Source organism: Novosphingobium sp. 9U, assembly GCF_902506425.1.
Classification (GTDB): domain Bacteria; phylum Pseudomonadota; class Alphaproteobacteria; order Sphingomonadales; family Sphingomonadaceae; genus Novosphingobium.
The window spans coordinates 1,065,703-1,088,187 of sequence record NZ_LR732469.1; the positions used below are offsets into that span (position 1 = coordinate 1,065,703).

Below are 22,485 nucleotides of genomic sequence, written 5' to 3' on the forward strand. Positions count from 1 at the left end.
GAGCCGCTGTGTGCGCAAGAGCGGATCATGACGCCCCCGGAGAAACGGTGACAGATGCAGCCGCACCCGGGCTACGATATCCCGTTCGATTTTCTGAAGCGCGGTGGCGAGCTTGCCGGACGCATAGCAAGCTATGACTGGTCATCGACGCCCATCGGCGCGATCGACGGGTGGCCCGTCAGCCTGAAGCAAACCGTCGGCTTCATGCTCGCCAGCCCTGTGCCACTGGTGCTGCTCTGGGGTGAGCAGGGCGTGATGATCTACAACGACGCGTACTCGGGCTTTGCAGGCGGGCGTGACTCCAGCCTGCTTGGCTCGAACGTGCGCGAAGGATGGGGCGAGATCGCCGAGTTCAACGACAATGTCATGCGCGTCGGATTAGCCGGAGGCACCCTCAGCTACAAGGACCACGAACTCACGCTGGTACGCCATGGCCGTCCGGAGCCGGTATGGATGAACCTCGATTATTCCCCGGTGCTGGGTGATGATGGTCAACCAGGCGGTGTGATCGCGGTTGTCGTCGAGACGACCGAGATCGTCAGGACACGCATGGCGCTGGAGGAGAGCGAGGCACAACTGCGTTTCCTGGACGAGCTGAACCGGGCCAGCGCCGCCAGCCGCCAAGCCGACGATATCCTTGCGATCACCACCCGCATGACCGCGCAGCACCTGAAGCTCAGTAATTGTGCCTATGCTGACGTGGATGAGGATGGCGATGGTTTCACCATCCGCGGCAACTGGCACGCACCGACCGCGCCATCGATCGTCGGCCATTACAGCCTTGCCGATTTCGGGCCGCTCGCCGTGCAGGAACTGAACGCCGGCCGTCCCTTGGTCGTGCCAGATGTCATCGAGCTGGAGCCCACGGCCGCCAAGACCTTCCAAGACATCGGCATAGGTGCGACGATCTGCATGCCGCTGGTGAAGGATGGGCGGCTCACCGCCCTGATGGCGATCCATGACAACGCGCCTCATGCCTGGTCCGATTACGAACTCGGCGTCATTCGCGAGGTTACGGAGCGTTCCTGGGCCCACGTACAGCGAGTTGGTGCCGAAGGCGCGCTGCGCGAGCGAGAGGCTTACAACCGCCAGATCCTCGACAGCGCGATCGACTATGGCATCGTCGCCACTGACCTGGCGGGCCGCGTCACCTTGTGGAACCGAGGCGCCGCCGAGATGCTCGGGTGGAGCGAGCTTGAAATGGCGGGGCAGCCGATCGACACGTTCTTCACGCCGGAGGACCGCGCACTCGGCCGTCCGGAAGCCAAGCGGCGCGAGGCGCTAGACACGGGCCGTGCGCACGATGCGCGCTGGCACTTGCGCAAGACTGGCGAGCGCTTCTGGGGCTTGAGCGAGATGACGCCGCTGCGCGACGCGAACGGCGTCGCCATCGGCCTGGTCAAGCTGATGCGTGATCGGACCGCCGAGTACGAGGCTGAAGCCGCACTGCGTCAGAGCGAGGAGCGCTTGCGCCGGGCCCAAGCGGCCGGCGGCGTCGGCTTGTTCTCGATCGACATGACGACGGACCTTATCACACCGACCGAGGAGTTCTGCCGGATCTTCGGGCTCGAACCGAGCGAGAAGCTGCCGGCCGAGGCGGTGCAGAGCCTGGTGATCGACGAGGACCGCGCGCTCGTGTCCACCAGCGCGAGCCGTGCTGCGAAAGTCGCGCCACTCGACGTGGAGTACCGCATCCGCCGGGCCGACACCGGCGAAGAGCGCACCATCGCCCGAAAGGCGGACTACGAGTATGATGCGCGGGGCAAGCCGATCCGGCTCGACGGCGTGGTGCAGGACGTCACCGACCGCCTGCGCATCCAGCGCGCACTGGAGAAGAGCGAGGCGCAGTTCAGCGCGCTGGCGCAGAACATGCCCAACCAGGTCTGGACCGCGCGCGCCGATGGCTGGCTCGACTGGTTCAATGACCAGGTCTACGCCTACAGCCAGGCATCGCGCGGCAGCCTCGATGGCGACCGCTGGGTCAGGTTTGTCCACGCGGATGATCGCGAGGCGATGCAGGAACGCTGGCAGACGTCGCTGTCCACCGGCGTGCCGTTCGAGGCCGAGTTCCGCCTGCGCGACGCGGCGGGTGGCTATCGCTGGCACCTGGCGCGCGCGCAGCCGCTCACCGATGCGCGTGGGGAGATCACCGCGTGGGTCGGTACCAACACCGAAATCGAAGCACAAAAGCAGGCCGAAGCCGCCTCGGCGCAGGATCGCGAACGGCTCTGGACGATCAGCCAGGACCTGATGCTGGTGTGCGATTTCGACGGGCTCATCACGGCGGTGAATCCGTCGGGCGAACGACTTCTGGGCTGGAGTGAGGAAGAGATGGTGGGTGCCACACTCGCCGACTTCCTGCACCCCGACGACTTGCGCAGCACCGACGGCGAGGTCGGCAGGCTCTCAGAAGGGCAGACCACTTTTGCCTTCGAGAACCGCTATCGTACCCGTGAAGGCGCTTATCGCCTGATTGCGTGGACCGCCGTGCCCGACAACGGCCGCATCCACGCCATCGGCCGCGACATCACCGATCAGCGCGAGATCGAGGAGGCACTCCGCCAAAGCCAGAAGATGGAGGCGGTGGGCCAGCTGACCGGCGGCATCGCCCACGATTTCAACAACCTGCTGCAAGGCATCACCGGCAGCCTGGATATCATGCAGAACCGCATCGCGCGGGGCCGCACCGATGACCTCGGGCGTTGGCTCGAGGGCGCGCGCGGCTCGGCCGAGCGGGCCGCTGCGCTGACCCATCGGCTGCTCGCGTTCTCACGCCGTCAGCCGCTCGATCCGCGGCCGGTGCGCGCCAACCCGCTGGTTGCCTCGATGGAGGACCTGCTGCGGCGTACGCTGGGCGAGAACGTCGAACTGGCCATGGCGCTCGACGACAAGCTGTGGCTGACCCGGTGCGATCCCAATCAGCTGGAAAGCGCCATCCTGAACCTGGCGATCAACGCCCGTGACGCCATGCCCGATGGGGGCAGACTGACGATCGAGACCTGCAACACGCGGCTCGACAGCGGCTTTGCGGCGCAGCAGCACGATGTCAAACCGGGCCAGTACGTGTGCATCTCGGTCACCGATACCGGCACCGGCATGACCCGCGACACGATGGGCCGCGCTTTCGAGCCGTTCTTCACCACCAAGCCGACCGGGCAGGGCACGGGGCTGGGGCTGTCGATGATCTATGGCTTCACCCGCCAGTCGGAAGGTCATGCGCTGATCTATTCTGAAGTGGGCACAGGCACCACGATCAAGCTGTACCTGCCGCGCCATCGCGGCGAGGACGAGGGTGACTCCCTAGGCGACCAGCCGCAGGAGGCACCCGCCACTGACGCTGGCGAAGTGGTTTTGGTGGTCGAGGATGAGCCGGTCGTGCGCGGCCTCATCGTCGAGGTGCTGAGCGAACTGGGCTACCAAGCGATCGAGGCGGTGGATGGGCCCCAGGGCCTCGCCGTGCTCCAGGCGCCGGGCAAGATCGACCTGCTGGTGACCGACATCGGCCTGCCGGGGCTCAACGGGCGGCAAGTCGCCGATGCGGCAAGGCTCACGCGCAAGGATCTGAAGGTGCTGTTCATGACCGGCTATGCCGAGAATGCAGCGCTCGCTTCGGGCTTCCTTGAACCGGGCATGGCACTGATCACCAAGCCGTTCGCGATGGATGTGCTCGCCACCCGCATTCGCGAGATCATCGAGGGTTGATCTCGCACGCCCTCGTCCCAGGCGAGGAGAGGATACGTAAGCTTCGAAGCTCGCTTCCTAGCCGGAGTTGGCGAGGGGTTTGTGCCCGCCCAAGGTTCGGAAACCCCTCTCCTTATTTCAGCGTGCTCAGCCCAGCGTCGCCTTGAGCGCGTTCTCGACATCGCTGGTGGAAAACGGTTTGCCCAGCAGCCCGGCATGACCCAACCGGTCGGTCTCCGCACTCGCGCCGTACCCGGTCGCCAGCAGGAACGGCACGCCGCGCTCGCGCAGCAGTTCGGCCACCGGCGTGGAGACCACGCCTTGGCCCAGGTTCAGGTCGAGAATGGCGCAATCTAGTGCTTCGCTCTGCGCCAAGTCCATTGCTTGCTTGAGCGACGCGGCGGGGCCGACCACCTGGTATCCCAGATCGTCGAGCATGTCCTCCAGCATCATCGCCACTAGCATCTCGTCGTCGACGACGAGGACGCGCTTGCGCTCGCTCATGGGCGCACCTGCATGGTTGCGGTCTCGTCTGGCGATGTGTGTGAGCCGTTCAGCATGGCGCTCGATTAGGCTGCAATGTGCGCTTTGGGAAGAGCATGCGGCCGTGCCTGTCGCCGTTCGTTCACCGCCAAGCGCCTCTCGCCGTCTGCCGCCATGCATAGACCGCTGAGGCGATCGCGATCACCACGATCAACGCCGGAAAGATCAACGCATTCAGGCCCTTGTAGGACAGCAACCCGAAACCGAAAATCGTCCAACTGAACTGGAGGATCACCGCCACCGCCGAGACCGCGAACAGGATCCAGGCAACGCGCCGCCGCATCAGCAAGGCGACTGCACCGGCGGTGCCCGAGATCACGGCCAGCGCATAAGCGGCCCAGGCCCAAGCCGGCATGGTCGCAAAGGCGCGGGCCGTAGCCGGGTCACCCAAGCTTGCAGGGTCGGCCGTCGCCTGCATCACGAAGGCTGCGTCCCCGGCCAGGTTCCACAGCAGGATCAATACTGCCACCCACAGCGCGCGCTTCATCGTCCGTCCCCTCCCACCCGAGCGCTGGCAGCCATACACGCCGAACGCCAACCGGAACTTTGCCGCGCCCGGCGCCTTCTGACAATCGCTTGCCGCGCTGCGCCCGCGCGCTGCCACGGCCCATGCAGGAGATCCGTTCATGCTCGACAAACAGGTGCCCGACGTCACTCTCAAGACCCGCGTTCGCGACGAGAGCGTAGGCGGCCCCAACCCGTTCCGCTGGCAGGACCTGCCCATTCATGAGGCGTTCGCAGGCAAGAAGGTGGTGGTGTTCTCGCTCCCCGGTGCGTTCACGCCGACTTGCTCGAACGAGCAGTGCCCTGCGTTCGAGCGTCTCTACGACGATTTCCGCGCAGCGGGCGTGGACGAGATCTACTGCATCGCTGTGAACGACGCCTTCGTCATGTACCAGTGGGGCAAGAACCTCGGCCTCAACAAGGTCAAGCTGCTGCCCGACGGATCGGGCACCTTCACCCGCCGCATGGGCATGCTGATCAACAAGGACCACCTGGGCTTCGGCTTGCGCTCCTGGCGCTATGCCATGGTGGTCGAGGACAACAAGGTGACCGCCTGGTTCGAGGAGCCCGGCATCAACGACAGCGGCGAGGATGACGACCCCTACGGCGAGACCGCGCCCGAGAAGGTGCTGGAGGCCCTGCAGGCCGGCAAGGTTTGAGCGAGCCCCCGGCAACGGCACAGGGCGGCGGCGAGGCGGCTCCGGTCCGCCGCCCGCCGCTGCTGGTCACCGGCGAGCTGCCGCCGGACATCCTTGCCTGGGCCGATGGCTTGCGCCGCGCGCACTTCCCGCCCGAGCGCAATCGGCTGCGCGCGCATGTCACGCTGTTCCACGCGCTGCCCAATGGCGTGGAAGCGGAACTGCGCCAGGTGCTGGGCGAGTTGGCTGGCGCTCCACCGCCCGCGGCACAGATCTCCGGGCTGATGAAGCTGGGCGGCGGTACGGCGCTTGCGATCGACTGCCCTGACCTCGTGACGCTGCACGGCCGCATTGCCGATCGCATGCACGGCCTGCTGACGCGGCAGGATGCGCAGCCGCTCAAGCTGCACATCACGATCCAGAACAAGGTGACCTCGGAAGCCGCGCGCAAGTTGCAGGCGGAGCTTGGCCCGACGCTGGAGCCGCGCGCGTTCCGGTTCCACGGCTTCGGCCTCTACGCCTACGAGGACGGGCTCTGGCGACCCATCCGCAACTTCGCTTTTCGCGGCTGAAAGGGGGTTGGTCTGGTAGCGGAGGAGGGACTCGAACCCCCGACACGCGGATTATGATTCCGCTGCTCTAACCGGCTGAGCTACTCCGCCAGACCATGTGCAAGCCGCCGGGGCGGTGCAGGCCGCGTCCCTTAGGTCGAGCGTCGCGGCAGGTCAACTGCAAGTTGCAGGGTTCGGGTGCGCTTTTGCGTCCGGCCTATGCCGTCGAGGGTGCGGCCGATGTCGGCCGCACCCGCAGTGCAGCCCTCAGCCCTTCTTGGTGGCCGAGTTCAGGTTCTCCTGGCTCTTGACGTCCGTCTCGCCCAGCTGACCGGTGCCGTGGTACGCCGCCTCGCTCTGGCCGCCATGGAAGCCGCGCGACTTGCCGGCCTCTTCCTTGCCGGTGTGCGGGTTGGGGTAGGCGCCGCCCTGGCTTTCGCTCTCGGTACGACCGTGGGTGCCGGGGGCGCCGACGCCCTCGGCCTGTGGCTTGGGTCGGCCTTCGCCGCTGGCCTGCAGCGGGGTCTTGCCTTTTTCGTCGCTCATCTGCCTTGCTCCGTGTCCGTAGCGGGTTCTCCTGGGGACAACCGACGGGAGCCGCGATCCGTTCCGCCGAGCGGCTGCGAGCTGCTCAGGAGTGATCCGCGAGGTAGACCAGCGCCCGGTCCATCAGCGGCGTAGCGGCAATGCCGTCGGGCACGTCGTTGGCATAGATCGCGAAGGTCAGCCGCTTTCCGCTGCGTGCAGTAAAATAGCCGGCGAGGGCATTGCTGGCGTTGAGCGTGCCGGTTTTCGCCGTGATCTTCCCGTCCGCGAGCGAAGTGCCAAGGAAACGGCGCGAGAGCGTACCGTCCTGCCCGCCGATCGGCAGCGACGCGCGCCACTGCGCACCCCAGCTCTGGTGCGCGATCCAGCCTAGCAGCCGCACCATGCCGCGCGGCGCCACGCGGTTGTAGGTCGACATGCCCGATCCGTCCGACGCGCTGGCCTGCAACGGCGTGACGCCCGCTTGCGCCAGCATGGCCTTGACCACCAGCAGCCCGTCGCCGACCGAGCCCGACCCTTTTACCGCGCCCAGCTGCCGTAGCAGCAGCTCTGCATGCAGGTTCTGGCTGACCTTGTTGGTCAGCACGATGTCCTCGCTCGTAGGCGGCGGGCTGAGCGTTGCGAGGGCCGGCGGTTCGGCCCGCGCGGCGGGTGGCGGCGCGACGCCGCGGAGCTCCGGATCGTCCTGCGGCAAGGCGGCACGATGGCGGGCCGTGACTTTCCCGGTCACCTGCACGCCTGCTGCGTGAAGCAAGGCAGCGAAGCGCCAGGCGGTGAACTCGGCAGGATCGTCGATGCCCACGCGGATGTTGGCGACGCGGCCCGGGCCGACGGCTCCGGTCACCACCAACGTGCGCGAGCCGAGCAGGCGGTCGATGCCGATGGTGCTCGTCGGTTCCGCGACGGTGAGGGTGCGGTTGTCGATGGTGAAGTAAGCCGGCGCGTTGATGGCGGCCAGTTGTCCCGGCGTGGTGGCGGAGGCGGAGAGCCACTGCTCGTTGTTGTCAAGGGTGAGTGCGGAGACGCCGGTTCCGGAGCTGGTCTGGATGTTGTTCCAGCTCATGCCCGCACTCCAGCGCTGGTCGGGGAAGGCAGTGTCGTCGCCGATCACGTCGCGGACCTTGCGCACGCCAGTGGCGGCCACCTGCGTGGCGAGCTCGGCCAGGCAGTCCACCCGGCAATCGGGCGCGCTCGACATCTGCGCGTCACCGTGGCCGACCAGTACGACGTCGGGGGGCTGGTCGTCGGAAGCCTTGTCGAGGCGGACCGAGGTGCCTCGGGCACTCGCGGGCAAGCGCACCGGAGCCTCACCGGAGAGCGCCCAAGCCGCCGCCGCAGTGGTCAGCACCTTGGTGTTGGACGCGGGCAGGTATCGCCCCTCGGGATCGAGGGCGATCAGTTCGCGCCCACCCTCGTCCGCCACGACCATGCCCCAGCGTGTGCCGGGGCCAGCCTCAGCCAGGATCGCGGCGACGCCTTCGCTCAACGGATCGGCGCGCGCAGGCGAGGGCAGGAGGGCGAACCCGATCAGGACCTGCAAGGCGAGGCGCGGCATCGCTTCTTGCTAGCTCACTGAGCGGCGCGGACAAGGCGCGCACCCGCGTGGCAGACTTCAGCTTGCTCCGCCCATTGCACGGACCAGTGCCACGCTCGTCTGCATGCGCCGGGTCTGCACAGAGAGGTAGGCGCGCTGCGCGTCGAGCGCGTCGGTCTGCGCGGTGACCACGTCGAGGTAATCGGAAGCCCCGTCGCGATAGCGCACCATGGCGATCTCGCTGGTGCGCTGTGCGGCCTGTGCGGCCTGCAACTGCGCGGCCGCCTCTGACGAGAGATGATGGCTGGCGGCGATCGCATCTTCCACCTCGCGGAAGGCGGTCAGCACGGTGCTGCGGTAGTCCGCCGAGATCTCGTCGTACCGAGCGCGGGAGATGCGGACTTCGGCGCGGCGGCGGCCACCGTCGAACAGGTTCAGCACCGTCGAGATCGGGCCGAGCGCCCAGAAGCTGCTGGGAGAGCTGAGGAAGTCGCCTCCGGTCGACTGCCAGCCGCCCGTGGCGCCGAGCGTCAGCGACGGGAAGTAGGCGGCGCGCGCTACGCCGATCTGAGCATTAGCAGCGAACACCCGGCGCTCGGCGGCTGCGATGTCGGGCCGGCGCTGCAGCAGCTCGGAAGGAGTACCGATGGGCAGCGTCGGCGCGTCGAACGGCTGCACCCGCGGCTCGACCGCGAACTCGCTCGCGACCGCGCCGGTGAGCGCCGCCAACTCATGCTCGGTCGCGGCGCGCTGGTTGGCGATCGCCGCGACTTGCGCCTGCGCGTTGCCGAGGACTGTTCGGGCCCGGTTGACGTCAATGCCGGACACGATGCCGCCGCGATGACGCGTGTCGATCAGGTTGCGCGCACGGGTGAACGCGGCAACGGAGCGGTCGAGCAACTGCGCTTCGGCATCAAGGCCCCGCAAGCGGAAGTAGGCATCGGCGACTGCGGCCTGGAGGCTCAAGCGGGCGGAGGCGAAGTCGGCCTGGCTCGCTTGTGCCTCGGCGCGGTTGGCTGCGACCGTGTTGCGTATGCGGCCCCATAAATCGAGCTCGTAGCTGATGTCGCCACTCAGGACATATTCGTTGTACTTGGGCGCACTGCCCGTGCTCAGCGGCCGCTCGCGCGAGAGCCGGTTGCGCGAAGCATCGGCGCCGACATCGACTTGCGGGTAAAGGTCGGCCTGGCTTGACCGCACGGCCGCACGCGCCTGGTCGTAGCGGGCGAGCGCCGCCGCCAGCGTCGGGCTAGCCGCCTCGGCGCGCGATTCCAGATCGGTGAGGATCGGATCGTCGTAGGCCTGCCACCAGCTTCCGCGCGCCTCGGCATCGCGCGGGGTTGCAGCCGACCAGCCCGCGACCTCCTTGAACTGCGCGGGAGCAGTGGTCTGCGGCGGCGTGTAGTCGGGCGCCATCGAGCAGGCGGCGAGCGAGGCTGCCAGCGCGGCGATCGCGACCGAGCGGATGAGCCTAGCCATTGGCCTTGTCCGGCTTGGCGGGCGGGGCGATCTGAACGCGATCGCCGGTGCGGATCGAGTCCGGCGGCGAGTCGATGATCTTCTCGCCGGCGCGCAGGCCGACCGAGACGAGCACGGTCTTGCCCTCGTCACGCGCGATCTTGACGGGCCGCAGGGTGACGCGGTTGCCGGCGCCGACCACGGCCACGGTCGGCCCGCTGCCGCCGTAGATGACTGCGCTGCCGGGCAGGCGCATGCCGCTGGCGGCGCCCTGGAAGGCGAAGCGCACGTGGGTGTAGGCGCCGGGCTTGAGCGCACCGTCGGGATTGTCCGCCTGCAGCTCGACCAGCATCGCGCCCGAGGTCGCGTCGACGGCGTCGGCGCTGCGGGTGAGGGTGGCGGTGACTTCGCGGTCCGGGAACTCGGGCAGGCTGAGCCTGGCCTCCATGCCGGGGTGCACTTGCGAGGAGTAGACCTGCGGCACCCGCACGAAAATGCGGACGCGGTGCACGTCCGAGATCGTGAACAGCGGCTGCGTGGCGATGTTGCCTGCGACCACCAGGGCGCCGATCTGCGCCGAGCGGCTGGTGACGATGCCGGCGAACGGTGCCTTGAGCTGGGTAAAGCCGCGCAAGGCGTTCAGCTCGCGCACATTGGCGAGAGCGGCATTGGCGAGTGCGTTCTTGGCTGCAAGATCACCCGCCTTCTCGTCAGCCTCCTGGCGCGACACCGCGTCCTCGGCAAGCATCGACTGCCAGCGCCGGGAGGTGGTGGCGGCAAGCTGGCGGTTGGCGAGCGCAGTCTGATAATCGGCGCGCGCCGAGGCGAGCCGCTGGTCGAGTTCGGGCGCATCGAGGATCGCCAGCGTCTGGCCGGCTTGCACCCGGTCGCCGATATCGGCGAGCCACTTGCGCACATAGCCAGTCGTCCGGGCGTTGATCGCGGCGCTGTTGTAGGCCTGCACGTTGCCGGGGAGCACCAATCCGTCGCCGCCCTGGTTCGCGGTCGGGGTCACCACGGCCACCGTCGGGATCGCCGCTTCCTGCGACACGGCTTCGAGCTGATTGGTGGCGTTGATGCGCGAGGTGATCCCCACGCCCACGACGACAAGTGCGACCACGGTGGCGCCGATACCCACGCGCTTCAGGGTACGGCTGTCGGGGCCGTCGCTGGTGCCGGTGCTGGTGGAGGTGTCGATCTCGGGTGAGTGCTGGTCAGACATGGCTGGGCTGCAGTTCCATCGCGGGAGTTCCTTCGCGGCCGGTGTCCTGAGATGTCCGGCGGCGGTGCACGAAGCTGAAGATGGTGGGGACGAAGAAAAGCGTTGCTATCGTAGCGCAGATGAGGCCGCCGATCACCGCGCGGCCAAGCGGCGCGTTCTGCTCGCCGCCCTCGCCCAGGCCGAGCGCCATCGGCGCCATGCCGATGATCATGGCGAGTGCGGTCATCAGCACCGGGCGGAAGCGGACCATGCCCGCGCGCATCGCGGCTTCGAAGGCGTCGCCGGTCTCGGCCAGCTGCTCGCGCGCGAAGCTGACGACCAGGATCGAGTTCGCCGTCGCCACGCCCATGCACATGATCGCGCCGGTGAGCGCCGGAACCGAGAGCGTGGTGCCGGTCATGAACAGCATCCAGACGATCCCGGCAAGCGCGGCGGGCAGGGCGGTGATGATGACGAAGGGATCGACCCAGCTCTGGAAGTTCACCACGATCAGCAGGTAGATCAGGAAGATCGCCCCGACGAGGCCGAAGCCGAGCCCCGAGAAAGCGGTGTTCATGGTCTGGTACTGGCCGCGGATCGCCACGGAGGTGCCCTTGGGCAGCTCCTTGGCGAGAGAGTCGATCGCGTCCTGTGCCGCACCCGCCACCGCGCCGAGGTCACGCCCGCGCGTGGTCGCGTAGATGTCGATCACCGGCTGGATGTTGTAGTGCGACACTACCGGCGTCGTGCTGGAGAGCGAAATGTTCGCCAGCGCGCCCAGCGGCTGCGTGGAGGCCCCGCCGGCCGAGATCGGGATGTCCGACAGCGCATCGACCGAGCCGACCTGGTACTCGGGCGCCTGCGCCACCACGGGGTAGGAAACGCCGTTGTCGGGGTTCACGAAGAACACCGGCGCGGTCTGCGAGGTGCCGGCGAGCGAAGCGGCGAGGCCGCCGGTCACGTCGCGTTCGGTGAGGCCATATTGGCCGATGCGCGAGCGATCTACATCGACGTCGATCTGCGGCGCGCGCGCGGGCTGCTGGATGCGCAAGTCGGCGATGCCGGGGATCAGCGCCAGCTTGGTCATCAGCTTGTGCGTGTACTCGCGCACGGCTTCGGGATCCTTGCCGCTGACCTGGATATCGAGCGGCGAAGGTGAGCCGAAGTTCAGGATCTGGCTGGTAATGTCGGCAGGCAGGAACGCGAAGGTGGCGCCCGGGAAACGGCGTGGCAGCTCTGCGCGCAGCTTTTCGACGAACTCGTCGGTCGGCGCATGGCCTTCCTTCAGCTTAATCGAAACGTCGCCGTCCTGAGGGCCCAGGGTGCCGCTATTGTTGTAGATCGTGTTGATCGAGCTGGAGGACAGGCCGATGTTGTCGATCGTGGTGTCCAGCTGGTCCGCCGGGATGATCTCGCGCACGGCGGCGCTGATCCGCTCGAACTCGGCCGCCGAAGCCTCGATCCGGCTGCCGATGGGCAGGCGCACGTGCATGGCGATCTGGCCGGAATCGATTGCGGGGAAGAAGTTGCTGCCCAGGAACGGCAGCAGCCCGAACGAGAGCACGACGATCGCCAGGAAGCCGATCATGAACGCCTTGCGGGCCACCAATGCGCGGCGGAGCAGGCCGATGTAGCCGCTGCGCACCTTCTCGAAGCGCGCCTCGAACCCGCGTTGGAAGCGGACCAGGGGATTACGCGAGCCGGCGTGACCCGCGGCATGTTCGTCCTCGCCGGCCTGGTGTGGCTTGAGGAGGTACATCGCCATGGTCGGCACCAGCGTGCGCGAAAGGATGAACGACGCGATTATGGCGAAGACGACCGAGAGCGCCATTGGCACGAACAGGTAGCCCGCGACGCCCGGCAGGAAGAACATCGGCACGAACACGATACAGATGCAGAGCAGCGAGACGAACGCCGGCGTCACGATCTGCGCAGCGCCGTCGAGGATCGCCTCGATCACGCCTTTGCCTTGCTCGAGATGCCAATTGATGTTCTCGATGGTGACAGTCGCGTCGTCCACCAGGATGCCGACGGCAAGCGCCAGTCCGCCCAGCGTCATGACGTTGAGCGTCTGCCCGAACATGGCCAGCGCGGCGATGGCGGCCAGGATCGCCAGCGGAATGGAGAGGGCGATGATCACCGTCGAGCGCCAGGAGCCCAGGAACAGCAGGATCATCAGCGAGGTCAGTGCCGCCGCGATTGCGCCTTCATGGATGACCCCGTTCACCGCTGCCTTCACGAACAGCGATTGATCACCCACCGGCACGATCTTGAGCGTGGAAGGCAGCGTCGCCGCAATCTTGGGCAGCGCTTCCTTGACCCCGTCGACCACGGAGAGTGTCGAGGCCGCGCCGTTCTTCAGCACGGTGAGCAGCACCGAGCGCTTGCCCTCCACGTGGACGACGTTCTGCTGCGGCGCGCTGCCGTCACGCACGAAGGCGACATCGCGCATGTAGATCGTCGCGCCGTTGACAACCTTCACCGGCAGGTTGTTCAGCGCCTCGATCGAGTTGGGCGCGTTGTTCAGGCGCACGCTGTACTCGGTTTCGCCAATGCGCGCAAAGCCGGCCGGGTTGATCTGGTTCTGCGCGGCGATGGCGTTGCCGACATCCTGCGCCGACAGCCCGCGTGCCTGCAACGCTTGCGGGTTGAGATCGATCTGCACCTGGCGGCTCTTACCGCCGAACGGATAGGGCATCGCCAAGCCGGGGATCGTGACCAACCCCGTACGCACCTGCTGTTGGCCGATGTCCGCAAGCTGCTGCTCAGACAAGCCTTGGCCGGAAAGCGCCAGCTGCAGGATCGGCACGGTCGAGGCCGAGTAGTTGAGGATGAAAGGCGGGTTGATGCCCGGTGGCATCTGCTTGAGCACCGTCTGCGAGATCGAGGTCACCTGCGCGGTCGCGGTGCGGATGTCGACACCTGGCTGGAAGTAGATCTTGACCACGCCGATGCCCTGAAAGGACTGGCTCTCGATGTGCTCGATATCGTTGACGGTGGTCGTCAGCACGCGTTCGAACGGCGTGATGATGCGATCGCCCATGTCCCTTGGCGGCAGGCCGGAATAGGTCCAGGCGACTGCGATCACCGGCACCTTGATGTCAGGGAAGATGTCCACGGGAGTGCGCAGAGCCGCCAGCATGCCGCCGATGGCGATCAGGATCGCCATGACGATAAACGTCAGTGGGCGGTGCAGGGCGACTTTGACGATACCGATCATCGACTTCTCCGACCCTCTCGCCACGCTCGGGAGCCATCCCTTGCGATGCTGAAGACGATCCTTGCTCCAATTTCCTGATCGACGTTCCTGCAGTGCAGACCTGCGCAGCATGACGTCGGAACAACGAACAGGCCAAGCGCTTTCTAAAAGGAGCGTCGTAGGGCCGAGCCGTTGCGAGGGAACCCTCGTGCATTGCCGTTGCGCTGCTGGATCGTTTCAGTCCAATACATTATTCCGCTGGATCGATAGCTTTCGCGTCTTGATCATGGCAGAAGCTTCGCATGGACCTGCGACATCTGCGCTACTTCACTTGCCTTGCCGAGGAGTTGCACTTCGGTCGCGCCGCGGGGCGCCTGGGTATATCGCAGCCACCGCTCAGCCAGCAGATCCGCGCCTTGGAAGAGGAGCTGGGAGTGCAGCTGTTCGAGCGTACCAGCCGGCGGGTGCGGCTTACCGAGGCGGGGTGCCAGTTCCTCCCGGCCGCCCGAGCCACGCTGGCTCAGGCCGATGAGGCAGTGCAGATCGCACGCCAGGCGCATCGCGGCGACATCGGCCGCTTGCGTCTGGGCTTCTCGACATCGGTGCCCTTCATCCCGCACGTGATGGACGCGCTCTCCCGCTTTCGCGAAGCCTATCCGCACGTCAGCCTGGAACTGGACGAACTGCCGCGCGACGAGCAGCTTTCACGCCTTGAGCGCGGGCTGGTAGACATTGCCATCATGCGCAGCTTCTCGCCGTTGCAGTTGCCCGCACATGTGCAGCGGGTGTGCCTGCAGCGCGAGGGTGTCATGCTGGCGATGCGCAAGGACCACCCGCTCACCCGGCGCGAGGCTCCGCTGACGTTCGGCGATATTGAGGGCGAGCCGCTCATCATGTTCGGTGCAATCAACGGCGCTGGCTTCAACGAACGCATCATGGAGGAGTTCGCCGTGTTGGGCTTTCGCCCCAAGGTGGCGATGGAGGCCGGAAGCTTTGCCACGCTGCTGGGCCTGACAGCAGCCGGACTGGGCATCACGGTGCTCTCGCGTTCGCTGGCTCGCCTGAATGTCGATACGCTCGCATTCCGGCCGCTAGATGTGCCGTTCACCAGTGAGCTGCAGATGCTGCACATCGAACCGTCAAGCGCCCCCGCCACGAACTTTCGTCGGATCATCTCTGAGGCGCCCGCTTGAGATAAGGGCGAAGATCAATGCACAATGTATACAACGCTGCCCAATTGCGGCAGGCGCTCTGGCACACTTGCGTCATCATCGAATAGGATATCCCGCATGAGCCGTATCACCCTGAACCAAGCCAATGCTTGCATCGCCGCTGCACTCGTCAAAGGTGAGGAACTCGGCCTGAAGCCGCTGAGCGTGGCAGTCGTGGATGCCGGCGGCCATATGATCGCGTTTCAGCGGCAGGATGGCGCATCGTTCGGACGCATGCAGATCGCCCAAGGCAAGGCCGTCGGCGCGCTGGCCTTGGGTGTATCCTCACGCAAGGTTGGAGACATGGCGGTTGAACGGCCTTGGTTCGTCGGAGCACTCGCGGCATCGGCGCCGCATGCGGTGATCCCTGCCGCGGGCGGGATCATCGTCGTCGATGGGGCGGGCGAGGTAATCGGCGCAGTGGGTGTTACCGGCGATACCAGCGACAATGATGAGCTCGCCGCGCTGGCGGGTCTCGCCGCGGCGGGGCTCCAGGCTCAGGGTTGACGGCTCAATCCAAGCTCTCGCTTGCGCGATCCCGCCCCGGGCGTGCTAAGCCGCCGTGACGGAATCGCCCGGGCGATCTCCGCGACAAGAGTGCCAAGGAGAGAGCGCATGAGCCAGTCCGTCTATCCCGTTCCTGCGAACTGGGCAGCCGATGCGCTGATCGACGAGGCCAAGTACCATGCGCTCTACCGCCGCTCGGTGGATGATCCCGACGGTTTCTGGCGCGACGAGGCCGCGCGCTTGGACTGGATCAAGCCCTTCACCAAGGTGAAGGAGACCAGCTTCCACGAGGCGGATTTCGGCATCCGCTGGTATGGCGACGGCTCGCTGAACCTCTCGGCCAATTGCCTGGATCGCCACTTGGCCGAGCACGGGGATCAGGTCGCGATCCTGTGGGAGCCCGACAGCCCCAGCAATCCTGAGCGGCGCATCACCTACCGCGAACTGCACGAGGCGGTCTGCCGCTTCGCCAACCTGCTGCGCAGCCGCGGGGTCGGCAAGGGCGACCGGGTCACGATCTACCTGCCGATGGTGCCCGAGGCAGCGGTGGCGATGCTCGCCTGTGCGCGGATCGGCGCGATCCACTCGATTGTCTTCGCCGGCTTCTCGCCCGAGGCGCTCGCGGGCCGCATCCAGGACTGCGACAGCCGCGTCGTGCTCACCGCCGATGAGGGCCTGCGCGGCGGCAAGGCGATCCCGCTGAAGGCGAACGTCGACGCTGCTCTCCCGCACGCGCCGGGCGTGGATACGGTCATCGTCCTTGCGCATACCGGCGCCCAAGTGCCCATGCATGAAGGCCGTGACATCGATTGGGCCAGCGGCGTCGCCGACCAGCCGGCGGACTGCGCGCCCGAAGAGATGAACGCCGAGGACCCGCTGTTCATCCTCTACACGTCCGGCTCCACCGGCAAGCCCAAGGGCGTGCTGCACACCACCGGTGGCTATTCCGTCTGGGCGAGCATGACGCACGAGTACGTGTTCGACTATCGCCCCGGCCAGATCTTCTGGTGCGCCGCGGACGTGGGCTGGGTCACCGGGCATACGTATGTCGTCTACGGCCCGCTGCTGAACGGCGGGACGACCGTAATGTTCGAGGGCGTTCCCAACTATCCCGATCCCAGCCGCTTCTGGCAGATCGTCGACAAGTTCCAGGTCGAGATCTTCTACGGTGCGCCGACGGCCTTGCGCGCGCTGATGCGCGAAGGCGACGAGTGGGTGGCGAAGACGAGCCGCAAGTCGCTGCGCCTGCTGGGCTCGGTGGGTGAGCCGATCAACCCCGAGGCTTGGGAATGGTACTACCGCGTGGTGGGCGAGGAGCGCTGCCCGATCGTCGACACCTGGTGGCAGACCGAGACCGGCGGCGCGACGATGACGCCGCTGCCCGGCGCCACCGCGCTCAAACCCGGCGCGGCGAGCTGGCCCATGTTCGGGGTGCAGCCGCTGTTGCTCGACGCCGATGGCCAGGTGCTCGAAGGCGCGGCCGAGGGCAGCCTGGTGATCGCGGACTCCTGGCCGGGCCAGATGCGCACGGTATGGGGCGATCACGAGCGGTTCTTCCAGACCTACTTCACCACCTACAAGGGCTACTACTTCACTGGCGACGGCTGCCGCCGCGACGAGGATGGCTACTACTGGATCACCGGCCGCATCGATGACGTCATCAACGTCTCGGGCCACCGAATGGGCACGGCCGAGATCGAGAGCGCGCTCGTCGCCCACAGCAAGGTGGCCGAGGCCGCTGTCGTGGGCATGCCGCACCCGATCAAGGGGCAGGGCATCTACGCCTACGTGACCACCAACGCCGAAGTAGAGCCCGACGAAGCCCTGCGCGCCGAGCTGGTCAAGTGGGTCCGCACCGAGATCGGCCCGATCGCCACTCCGGACGTGGTCCAGTTCACGCCCGCCTTGCCCAAGACCCGCTCGGGCAAGATCATGCGCCGCATCCTGCGCAAGATCGCGGAGAACGACACGGGAAACTTGGGCGATACGTCGACCTTGGCGGACCCAGGTGTGGTAGACAACTTGCTCGCGAACCGCCCACAAGTGGAAGCCTGAGGCAATGAGCTAACGCAAACCCTGCTTCGCAACTATCCCTACTGGCCGCCCCCGCTGAGGCGGGGGGCCGCTTCTTTGTGTGAGCTCAAAAGAACAAGCGGGATCCCCGCCTTCGCGAGGATGACGTATTGTGGCATGTTGTGATGCGTTAAGAGCTGGCCCGATGCACCGGGCTTTAGAGCCGAGCATCTGCGCGCCGCACCTCTTGTAGAGGCGGGCAATCCATCCAGCATGTCAGAAGAAATTTGGTCGGGACGAGAGGATTCGAACCTCCGACCCCCACACCCCCAGTGTGATGCGCTACCAGGCTGCGCTACGTCCCGACCGGAGGCGCGCCTATAGGCAAGCCTTCGCCGGAGTGCAAGCACGCTTCGTCACCTCGGACGAAAGTGCGCCTTTGCAATCGTGGAGCGGGCGGCCACCGGGACAAGGAACATCCTCACCTCGCCACCGCCCACGCTGAGCCTGTCGCAGCATGCCACCCGATAGTGAGACCCACTCCATCGCCCCACCACTCGTTCGGCCCCACGCGTTGCACGCCTCGCGCGATGCTGCTAACCGCGCGCGCTGATCGAATATGTTCGCACCGGTCCGGCCCATGCGCCGCCACGGCGCGAGACCACAGTTTCAGAAAGCGTGCCTTCGCCCATGCCTACCACCGTCCTCTCGATGCTCGCCGCCGCTGGTGCAGGCGCCAATGCCGCGCCGCCTGCCTGGCTGAGCTACCTGCCGTTCGTGGCGATGGGCCTGATCTTCTGGTTTCTCATCATGCGCCCGCAGATGAAGCAGCAGAAGGAGCAGAAGGCCAAGCTGGAAGGCATCAAGAAGGGTGACGAAGTGCTCACCGGCGGCGGCTTCGTCGGTAGGGTGATCAGCGTCGACGAGAACTACGTCAACGTCGAGATCGCCCAGGGCGTGCGCGTAAAGGCGGTCAAGTCGACGATCGCCGACGTGATCCCGCCGGCCGGTTCGAAGCCGGCGAACGACTGAGCGAAGGCGCTGAACTGATGCTCGATTTTCCGACCTGGAAGAAGGCCTGGTACTGGGCGATCACCGCTTTCGCGATCGCCTGTGCGCTTCCTTCGCTGTTTTCCATCGCCAACGTGCGCTGGCCCTCAGCGCTGCCCAGCCCGATGGTGAACCTCGGCCTCGACCTTGCGGGCGGCAGCCATATCCTGCTCGAAGCCGACAAGCGCCAGGTCGCCAAGCAGCGGCTCGAGACCATGGAAGAGCAGGTGCGCACCAAGCTCAAGGCCGCGCAGCCTGCGATTCAGATCGGCGATATCTCGAGCCAGGGCGGCCGTCTTTCCTTCATGCTCCAGAATCCGGGGCAGGTGGACGCCGCGCGTGAGGCGATCGTGCCGCTGACCACCGGTGCCGGCCTCACCGGAGCGCGCGATTGGGACATTCAGGTCGTCGATGGCAGCCGCTTTGTCGTCACGCCGACGCAGCAGGGCATCGACCAGGCCGTCACCAACGCGATGGACACCGCGGTCGAAGTGGTCCGCAAGCGCATCGACGCGCTCGGCACCCGCGAACCGACGATCCTGCGCCAGGGTGACGAACGCATCGTCGTCCAGGTGCCCGGCCTGCAGGACCCTAGCGCGCTCAAGAAGCTGCTGGGCCAGACCGCCAAGCTGGAATTCAAGCTGGTCGACGTCAGCGCTCTGCCGGATGATGTCGCGAAGGGCATTGCGCCTCCGGGTTCCGAGATCCTGCCGTTCGCGGATGCCAAGGAGGGCAGGGGCCAGGCCGGCCTCGCCGTCAAGCGCCTGGGCGGCATCAAGGGCGACCAGCTCACCGACGCCAAGCAGGCCTTCGATCCCAAGTCGAACGCGCCGGTGGTGTCGATCACCTTCAACTCGGCGGGCGGCGCGAAGTTCGCGCAGCTCACCAGCGAGAACGTGAACCGTCCGTTCGCGATCGTCCTCGACAACAAGGTGCTTTCGGCGCCCAACATCAACGAGCCGATCCTGGGCGGCAGCGCGCAGATCTCGGGCAGCTTCACCGTGCCCGAGGCGACGCAGCTGGCGATCGCACTACGCTCGGGCGCGCTGCCGGTCGACCTCGCCGTGGTGGAGGAGCGCACCGTCGGGCCTGACCTCGGCGCCGATTCGATCCACAAGGGCCTCGTCGCAATGGCGGTCGGCTCGCTGGGTGTCGTGCTGGTGATGATCCTGGTCTACGGCCGCTTCGGCATATATGCGACGATCGCGCTAGTCATCAACGTGCTGATGATCCTGGGCATCATGGCGCTGATCAACACCACGCTGACGCTGCCTGGCATCGCCGGCTTCGTGCTGACCATCGGTGCCGCGGTCGACGCCAACGTGCTGATCTACGAACGCATGCGCGAGGAGCGCAAAAAGGGCCGACGCGTAGTCGCCTCGGTCGAGAACGGCTACAAGGAAGCCAGCCGCGCCATCTACGACGCGAACGTCACCAACGCGATCGCCGGCATCCTGCTGTTCATCTTCGGCACCGGCCCGGTGCGCGGCTTCGCGGTCGTGCTGATCATCGGCCTGTTCACCAGCGTCTTCACCGGCGTCACCTTGACCCGCATGTGGGTTGCCGACTGGCTGCGCAAAGAGCGGCCGACCGAGCTGAACGTCTGAGGGACGAGTCACATGAAACTGCTCAAGCTCGTTCCCGAGAACACCAACATCCACTTCCTGAAGTGGCGCGTGCCGTTCTACGTCATCAGCGCGCTGCTGGTGATCGCCAGCTGGACGCTCGTGTTCACGCGCGGCCTGAACTACGGCGTCGACTTTGCCGGCGGCCAGGAGATCAGCGCCACCTTCACCAAGGAGAGCGAGGCCCCGGTCAGCGAGTTGCGCGATCTGGTCGGCACGCTCGGCTATGGCGATCCGGTGATCCAGCGCTTCGGCAAGCCCAACGAAGTCTCGATCCGCACCAAGCTGCCCGAAAGCGCCGAGGGCAACCCCGCCGCCGCCGAGCAGATCAGCAACCGCATCATCGGTGCGGTGCGTAAGGCCTATCCGGACGTGCGCATCGACGGCATCGATACCGTCTCCGGCAAGGTTTCGGGCGAGTTCCGCGACAAGGCGATCTACGCGCTGCTCGCGGCGATGGCGGCGATCGCGATCTACATCTGGATCCGCTTCGAATGGCAGTTCGGCGTCGGCGCGCTGCTCTCGCTGGTGCACGACGTGTCGCTGACGATGGGCATGTTCGCCCTGTTCCAGATGGAGTTCAGCTTGCAGATCATCGCCGCGATCCTGGCGCTGATCGGCTACTCGCTGAACGACACCATCGTCGTCTACGACCGCATCCGCGAGGACTTGAAGAAGTACCGCAAGATGCCGCTGCCAGAGCTGCTCGACCTTTCGGTGAACGAGACGCTGGCGCGCACCTTGATGACCTCGGTCACGCTGCTGATCGCGCTGATCCCGCTGCTGCTGTTCGGGCCGGAGAGCCTGTTCGGCATGACCGCGGCGATCACGCTCGGCATCTTCGTGGGCACCTACAGCTCGATCTACATGGCCGCGCCGATCCTGATCTGGCTGGGCGTGAGCTCCAACAGCTTCGTCGCCAACGAGAGCGCGACAGATCGCCAAGAGCGCCTGGCGCGCGAGCGAGGGTGAATACCATGTCGACCCGGGTCAAGCCCGGGTCGACGCTGGATTTCGAACCTTCAGCGCACCGGCCGACCAGCCAGCACATCGCTCCAGAACCGCACGAGGTTCTCGGCATTAGCCTCCCAGCTGAACTTCTCTGCATTCGCCGCAACTTCGGCCTGAGAAGGTGGCTCAGCCAGGATAGAGCGCACGCCTTCGGCAATCGCCGCAGCGTCGCGCGCCACGATCCGGCCCGCTGAAGCTCCGTGCACCACCTCGCGCGCACCGCCGATGTCGGGTATCACGATCGGCGTGCCGCAGCCAAGCGCTTCGACCCAGGCGTTGGCCAGGCCCTCGCTGGCGGATGGCAGCACCAGCACATCTGCTGCACTGAGCAACGTCGGCAGCACCTCGTGCCCGACCTGACCAAGGAAATGCACGCGATCCGCCAAACCGCGTTGTCGCGCAAAGATGCGCAGCGCTGCCTCGTCCTCGCCCCCGCCGGCCAGCGCGAGCCGGGCGCCGGGCAGCTGTCCCAAGGCCTCGATCACCAGGCGCTGCCCCTTGCGTGCGATCAGCGCCCCGGTGGTGACCAGCAGCGCTCCCTCCTGCGGAACACCCAGGTCCGGTAGCGTCGCGATCTGGGCGCGCGCAGCTGCCCGCTCGGTCGGCCGAAAGCGGGCGCGATCAAGGCCGGTGTAGTGGACCCGAATGCGCTCTCCGGCCATTCCGAGCGCAATCATGTCCTGGCGCAGCGCCTTGCTGACCGCCAGGAGGCCGGCAGCCTGGTCCGCCGCCGCCAGGATTTGCGTCCGCGCTTTCGGGCGACCGGTCCAGTAGTGGATGTCGGCACCACGCGACTTGATCGTCAGCGGCAACCCGAGTTCCCGCGCAATGATCGCCGCCGCCGGACCATCCGGGAAGAAGAATTGCGCATCGACCAGCTCGAATGGCTGCTCGGCATGGAGCCGCCGCACTAGCGGCAGCACGGCACGGGCGATCCGGCCTGGGTTGCTGTCTCCCCCGAGCTTCGGGATCAGCGTGAAGCGCGGGTAGTGCACCGGCAGCCCCGCCGCGTCAGACACCTCCGGGATCGACCGCAGCCGCGCGTAGGGCTCCCGCACTGACAGCGGCCAGGGCGGCATGCCGATCGCGCTGACCACCGTCAGGTCGACATCGCCGCGCGCCCGTACCGCGCGCATCTGGTTGCCGACGAAGATGCCGAAGCCTGGCCGCACCGGGTTCGGGAACAGCGTCGCGATCGAGAGGACGCGCATCG

17 protein-coding genes and 2 tRNA genes are annotated in these 22,485 nt (G+C 66.6%); 9 read left to right on the top strand and 10 right to left on the bottom strand.

All coding sequences use genetic code 11. The features are described 5' to 3' along the window. Window positions 1–54 precede the first annotated feature (54 nt). Entirely contained in the window at window positions 55–3,702 is a 3,648-nt protein-coding gene (locus tag GV044_RS04870; protein ID WP_159866180.1) for a PAS domain S-box protein, read from the top strand. 126 nt (window positions 3,703–3,828) lie between these two features. Here GV044_RS04870 and GV044_RS04875 read toward each other — a convergent pair whose 3' ends face one another. After that, window positions 3,829–4,185 carry a response regulator gene (locus tag GV044_RS04875; RefSeq protein ID WP_159866183.1) on the bottom strand — a complete coding sequence of 119 codons (357 nt, stop codon included), beginning with the start codon at window positions 4,183–4,185 and terminating at the stop codon, window positions 3,829–3,831. A gap of 121 nt (window positions 4,186–4,306) precedes the next feature. Beyond that, a complete protein-coding gene (locus GV044_RS04880; protein WP_371741571.1) occupies window positions 4,307–4,852 on the bottom strand; it encodes a sugar transporter in 546 nt (181 codons plus the stop codon). Here GV044_RS04880 and GV044_RS04885 point away from each other — a divergent pair. Beyond that, the gene (locus GV044_RS04885; protein ID WP_159866186.1) at window positions 4,851–5,387 is read left to right on the top strand and encodes a peroxiredoxin; all 537 of its coding nucleotides are present in this window, start codon (window positions 4,851–4,853) and stop codon (window positions 5,385–5,387) included. The two genes, GV044_RS04880 and GV044_RS04885, sit on opposite strands and share 2 nt — an antisense overlap. Then, complete coding sequence (locus GV044_RS04890; protein WP_159866189.1) at window positions 5,384–5,938, top strand: 2'-5' RNA ligase family protein; 555 nt, start codon at window positions 5,384–5,386, stop codon at window positions 5,936–5,938. The genes GV044_RS04885 and GV044_RS04890 overlap by 4 nt, the downstream gene beginning before the upstream one ends. 13 nt (window positions 5,939–5,951) lie before the next feature. Here the strand turns inward: GV044_RS04890 and GV044_RS04895 are convergent. The 6 genes from GV044_RS04895 to GV044_RS04920 form a co-directional block, all read right to left on the bottom strand. Continuing rightward, a tRNA-Met gene (locus GV044_RS04895) sits at window positions 5,952–6,028 on the bottom strand. Between the two features lie 156 nt (window positions 6,029–6,184). Next, complete coding sequence (locus tag GV044_RS04900; RefSeq protein WP_236554707.1) at window positions 6,185–6,463, bottom strand: hypothetical protein; 279 nt, start codon at window positions 6,461–6,463, stop codon at window positions 6,185–6,187. A gap of 85 nt (window positions 6,464–6,548) precedes the next feature. After that, window positions 6,549–8,018 carry a D-alanyl-D-alanine carboxypeptidase/D-alanyl-D-alanine-endopeptidase gene (gene dacB, locus GV044_RS04905; RefSeq protein WP_159866192.1) on the bottom strand — a complete coding sequence of 490 codons (1,470 nt, stop codon included), beginning with the start codon at window positions 8,016–8,018 and terminating at the stop codon, window positions 6,549–6,551. Between the two features lie 57 nt (window positions 8,019–8,075). Beyond that, window positions 8,076–9,476, bottom strand: a complete 1,401-nt coding sequence (locus tag GV044_RS04910) for an efflux transporter outer membrane subunit (RefSeq protein WP_159866195.1) — start codon at window positions 9,474–9,476, stop codon at window positions 8,076–8,078. Continuing rightward, on the bottom strand, window positions 9,469–10,677 hold the full coding sequence (locus tag GV044_RS04915) for an efflux RND transporter periplasmic adaptor subunit (RefSeq protein ID WP_159866198.1): 1,209 nt from the start codon (window positions 10,675–10,677) through the stop codon (window positions 9,469–9,471). The genes GV044_RS04910 and GV044_RS04915 overlap by 8 nt, the downstream gene beginning before the upstream one ends. Further along, window positions 10,670–13,876: an efflux RND transporter permease subunit gene (locus GV044_RS04920; protein WP_159866201.1), complete on the bottom strand. Its 3,207-nt coding sequence runs from the start codon at window positions 13,874–13,876 to the stop codon at window positions 10,670–10,672. The genes GV044_RS04915 and GV044_RS04920 overlap by 8 nt, the downstream gene beginning before the upstream one ends. A 281-nt stretch (window positions 13,877–14,157) precedes the next feature. Between GV044_RS04920 and GV044_RS04925 the strand changes: the two genes are divergently transcribed. The 3 genes from GV044_RS04925 to acs all read left to right on the top strand — a co-directional run bounded on the left by GV044_RS04925 (window position 14,158) and on the right by acs (window position 17,628). Continuing rightward, entirely contained in the window at window positions 14,158–15,048 is an 891-nt protein-coding gene (locus GV044_RS04925; RefSeq protein ID WP_159866204.1) for a LysR family transcriptional regulator, read from the top strand. 96 nt (window positions 15,049–15,144) lie between these two features. After that, window positions 15,145–15,573 carry a heme-binding protein gene (locus tag GV044_RS04930; RefSeq protein WP_159866207.1) on the top strand — a complete coding sequence of 143 codons (429 nt, stop codon included), beginning with the start codon at window positions 15,145–15,147 and terminating at the stop codon, window positions 15,571–15,573. A gap of 108 nt (window positions 15,574–15,681) precedes the next feature. Beyond that, window positions 15,682–17,628, top strand: coding sequence for an acetate--CoA ligase (acs, locus tag GV044_RS04935; protein WP_159866210.1), 1,947 nt, complete (start codon window positions 15,682–15,684; stop codon window positions 17,626–17,628). A gap of 246 nt (window positions 17,629–17,874) precedes the next feature. On the opposite strand, the gene GV044_RS04940 is transcribed toward acs, so the two are convergent. Then, window positions 17,875–17,951: transfer RNA gene (locus tag GV044_RS04940), tRNA-Pro, on the bottom strand. Between the two features lie 325 nt (window positions 17,952–18,276). Between GV044_RS04940 and yajC the strand changes: the two genes are divergently transcribed. From yajC to secF, 3 genes are read left to right on the top strand one after another with little or no spacing between them, the layout of a single operon-like run. Further along, window positions 18,277–18,618 (top strand): preprotein translocase subunit YajC, encoded by a 342-nt coding sequence (gene yajC / locus GV044_RS04945; protein ID WP_159866213.1) that lies wholly within the window; start codon window positions 18,277–18,279, stop codon window positions 18,616–18,618. Window positions 18,619–18,635: 17 nt separating this feature from the next. Next, window positions 18,636–20,243: a protein translocase subunit SecD gene (secD, locus tag GV044_RS04950; RefSeq protein ID WP_159866216.1), complete on the top strand. Its 1,608-nt coding sequence runs from the start codon at window positions 18,636–18,638 to the stop codon at window positions 20,241–20,243. Window positions 20,244–20,255: 12 nt separating this feature from the next. After that, window positions 20,256–21,233 carry a protein translocase subunit SecF gene (gene secF, locus GV044_RS04955; RefSeq protein ID WP_159866219.1) on the top strand — a complete coding sequence of 326 codons (978 nt, stop codon included), beginning with the start codon at window positions 20,256–20,258 and terminating at the stop codon, window positions 21,231–21,233. A 50-nt stretch (window positions 21,234–21,283) separates the two neighbouring features. Here the strand turns inward: secF and GV044_RS04960 are convergent, their stop codons facing one another. Beyond that, the gene (locus GV044_RS04960; RefSeq protein ID WP_159866222.1) at window positions 21,284–22,483 is read right to left on the bottom strand and encodes a glycosyltransferase; all 1,200 of its coding nucleotides are present in this window, start codon (window positions 22,481–22,483) and stop codon (window positions 21,284–21,286) included. Window positions 22,484–22,485: the final 2 nt, after the last annotated feature.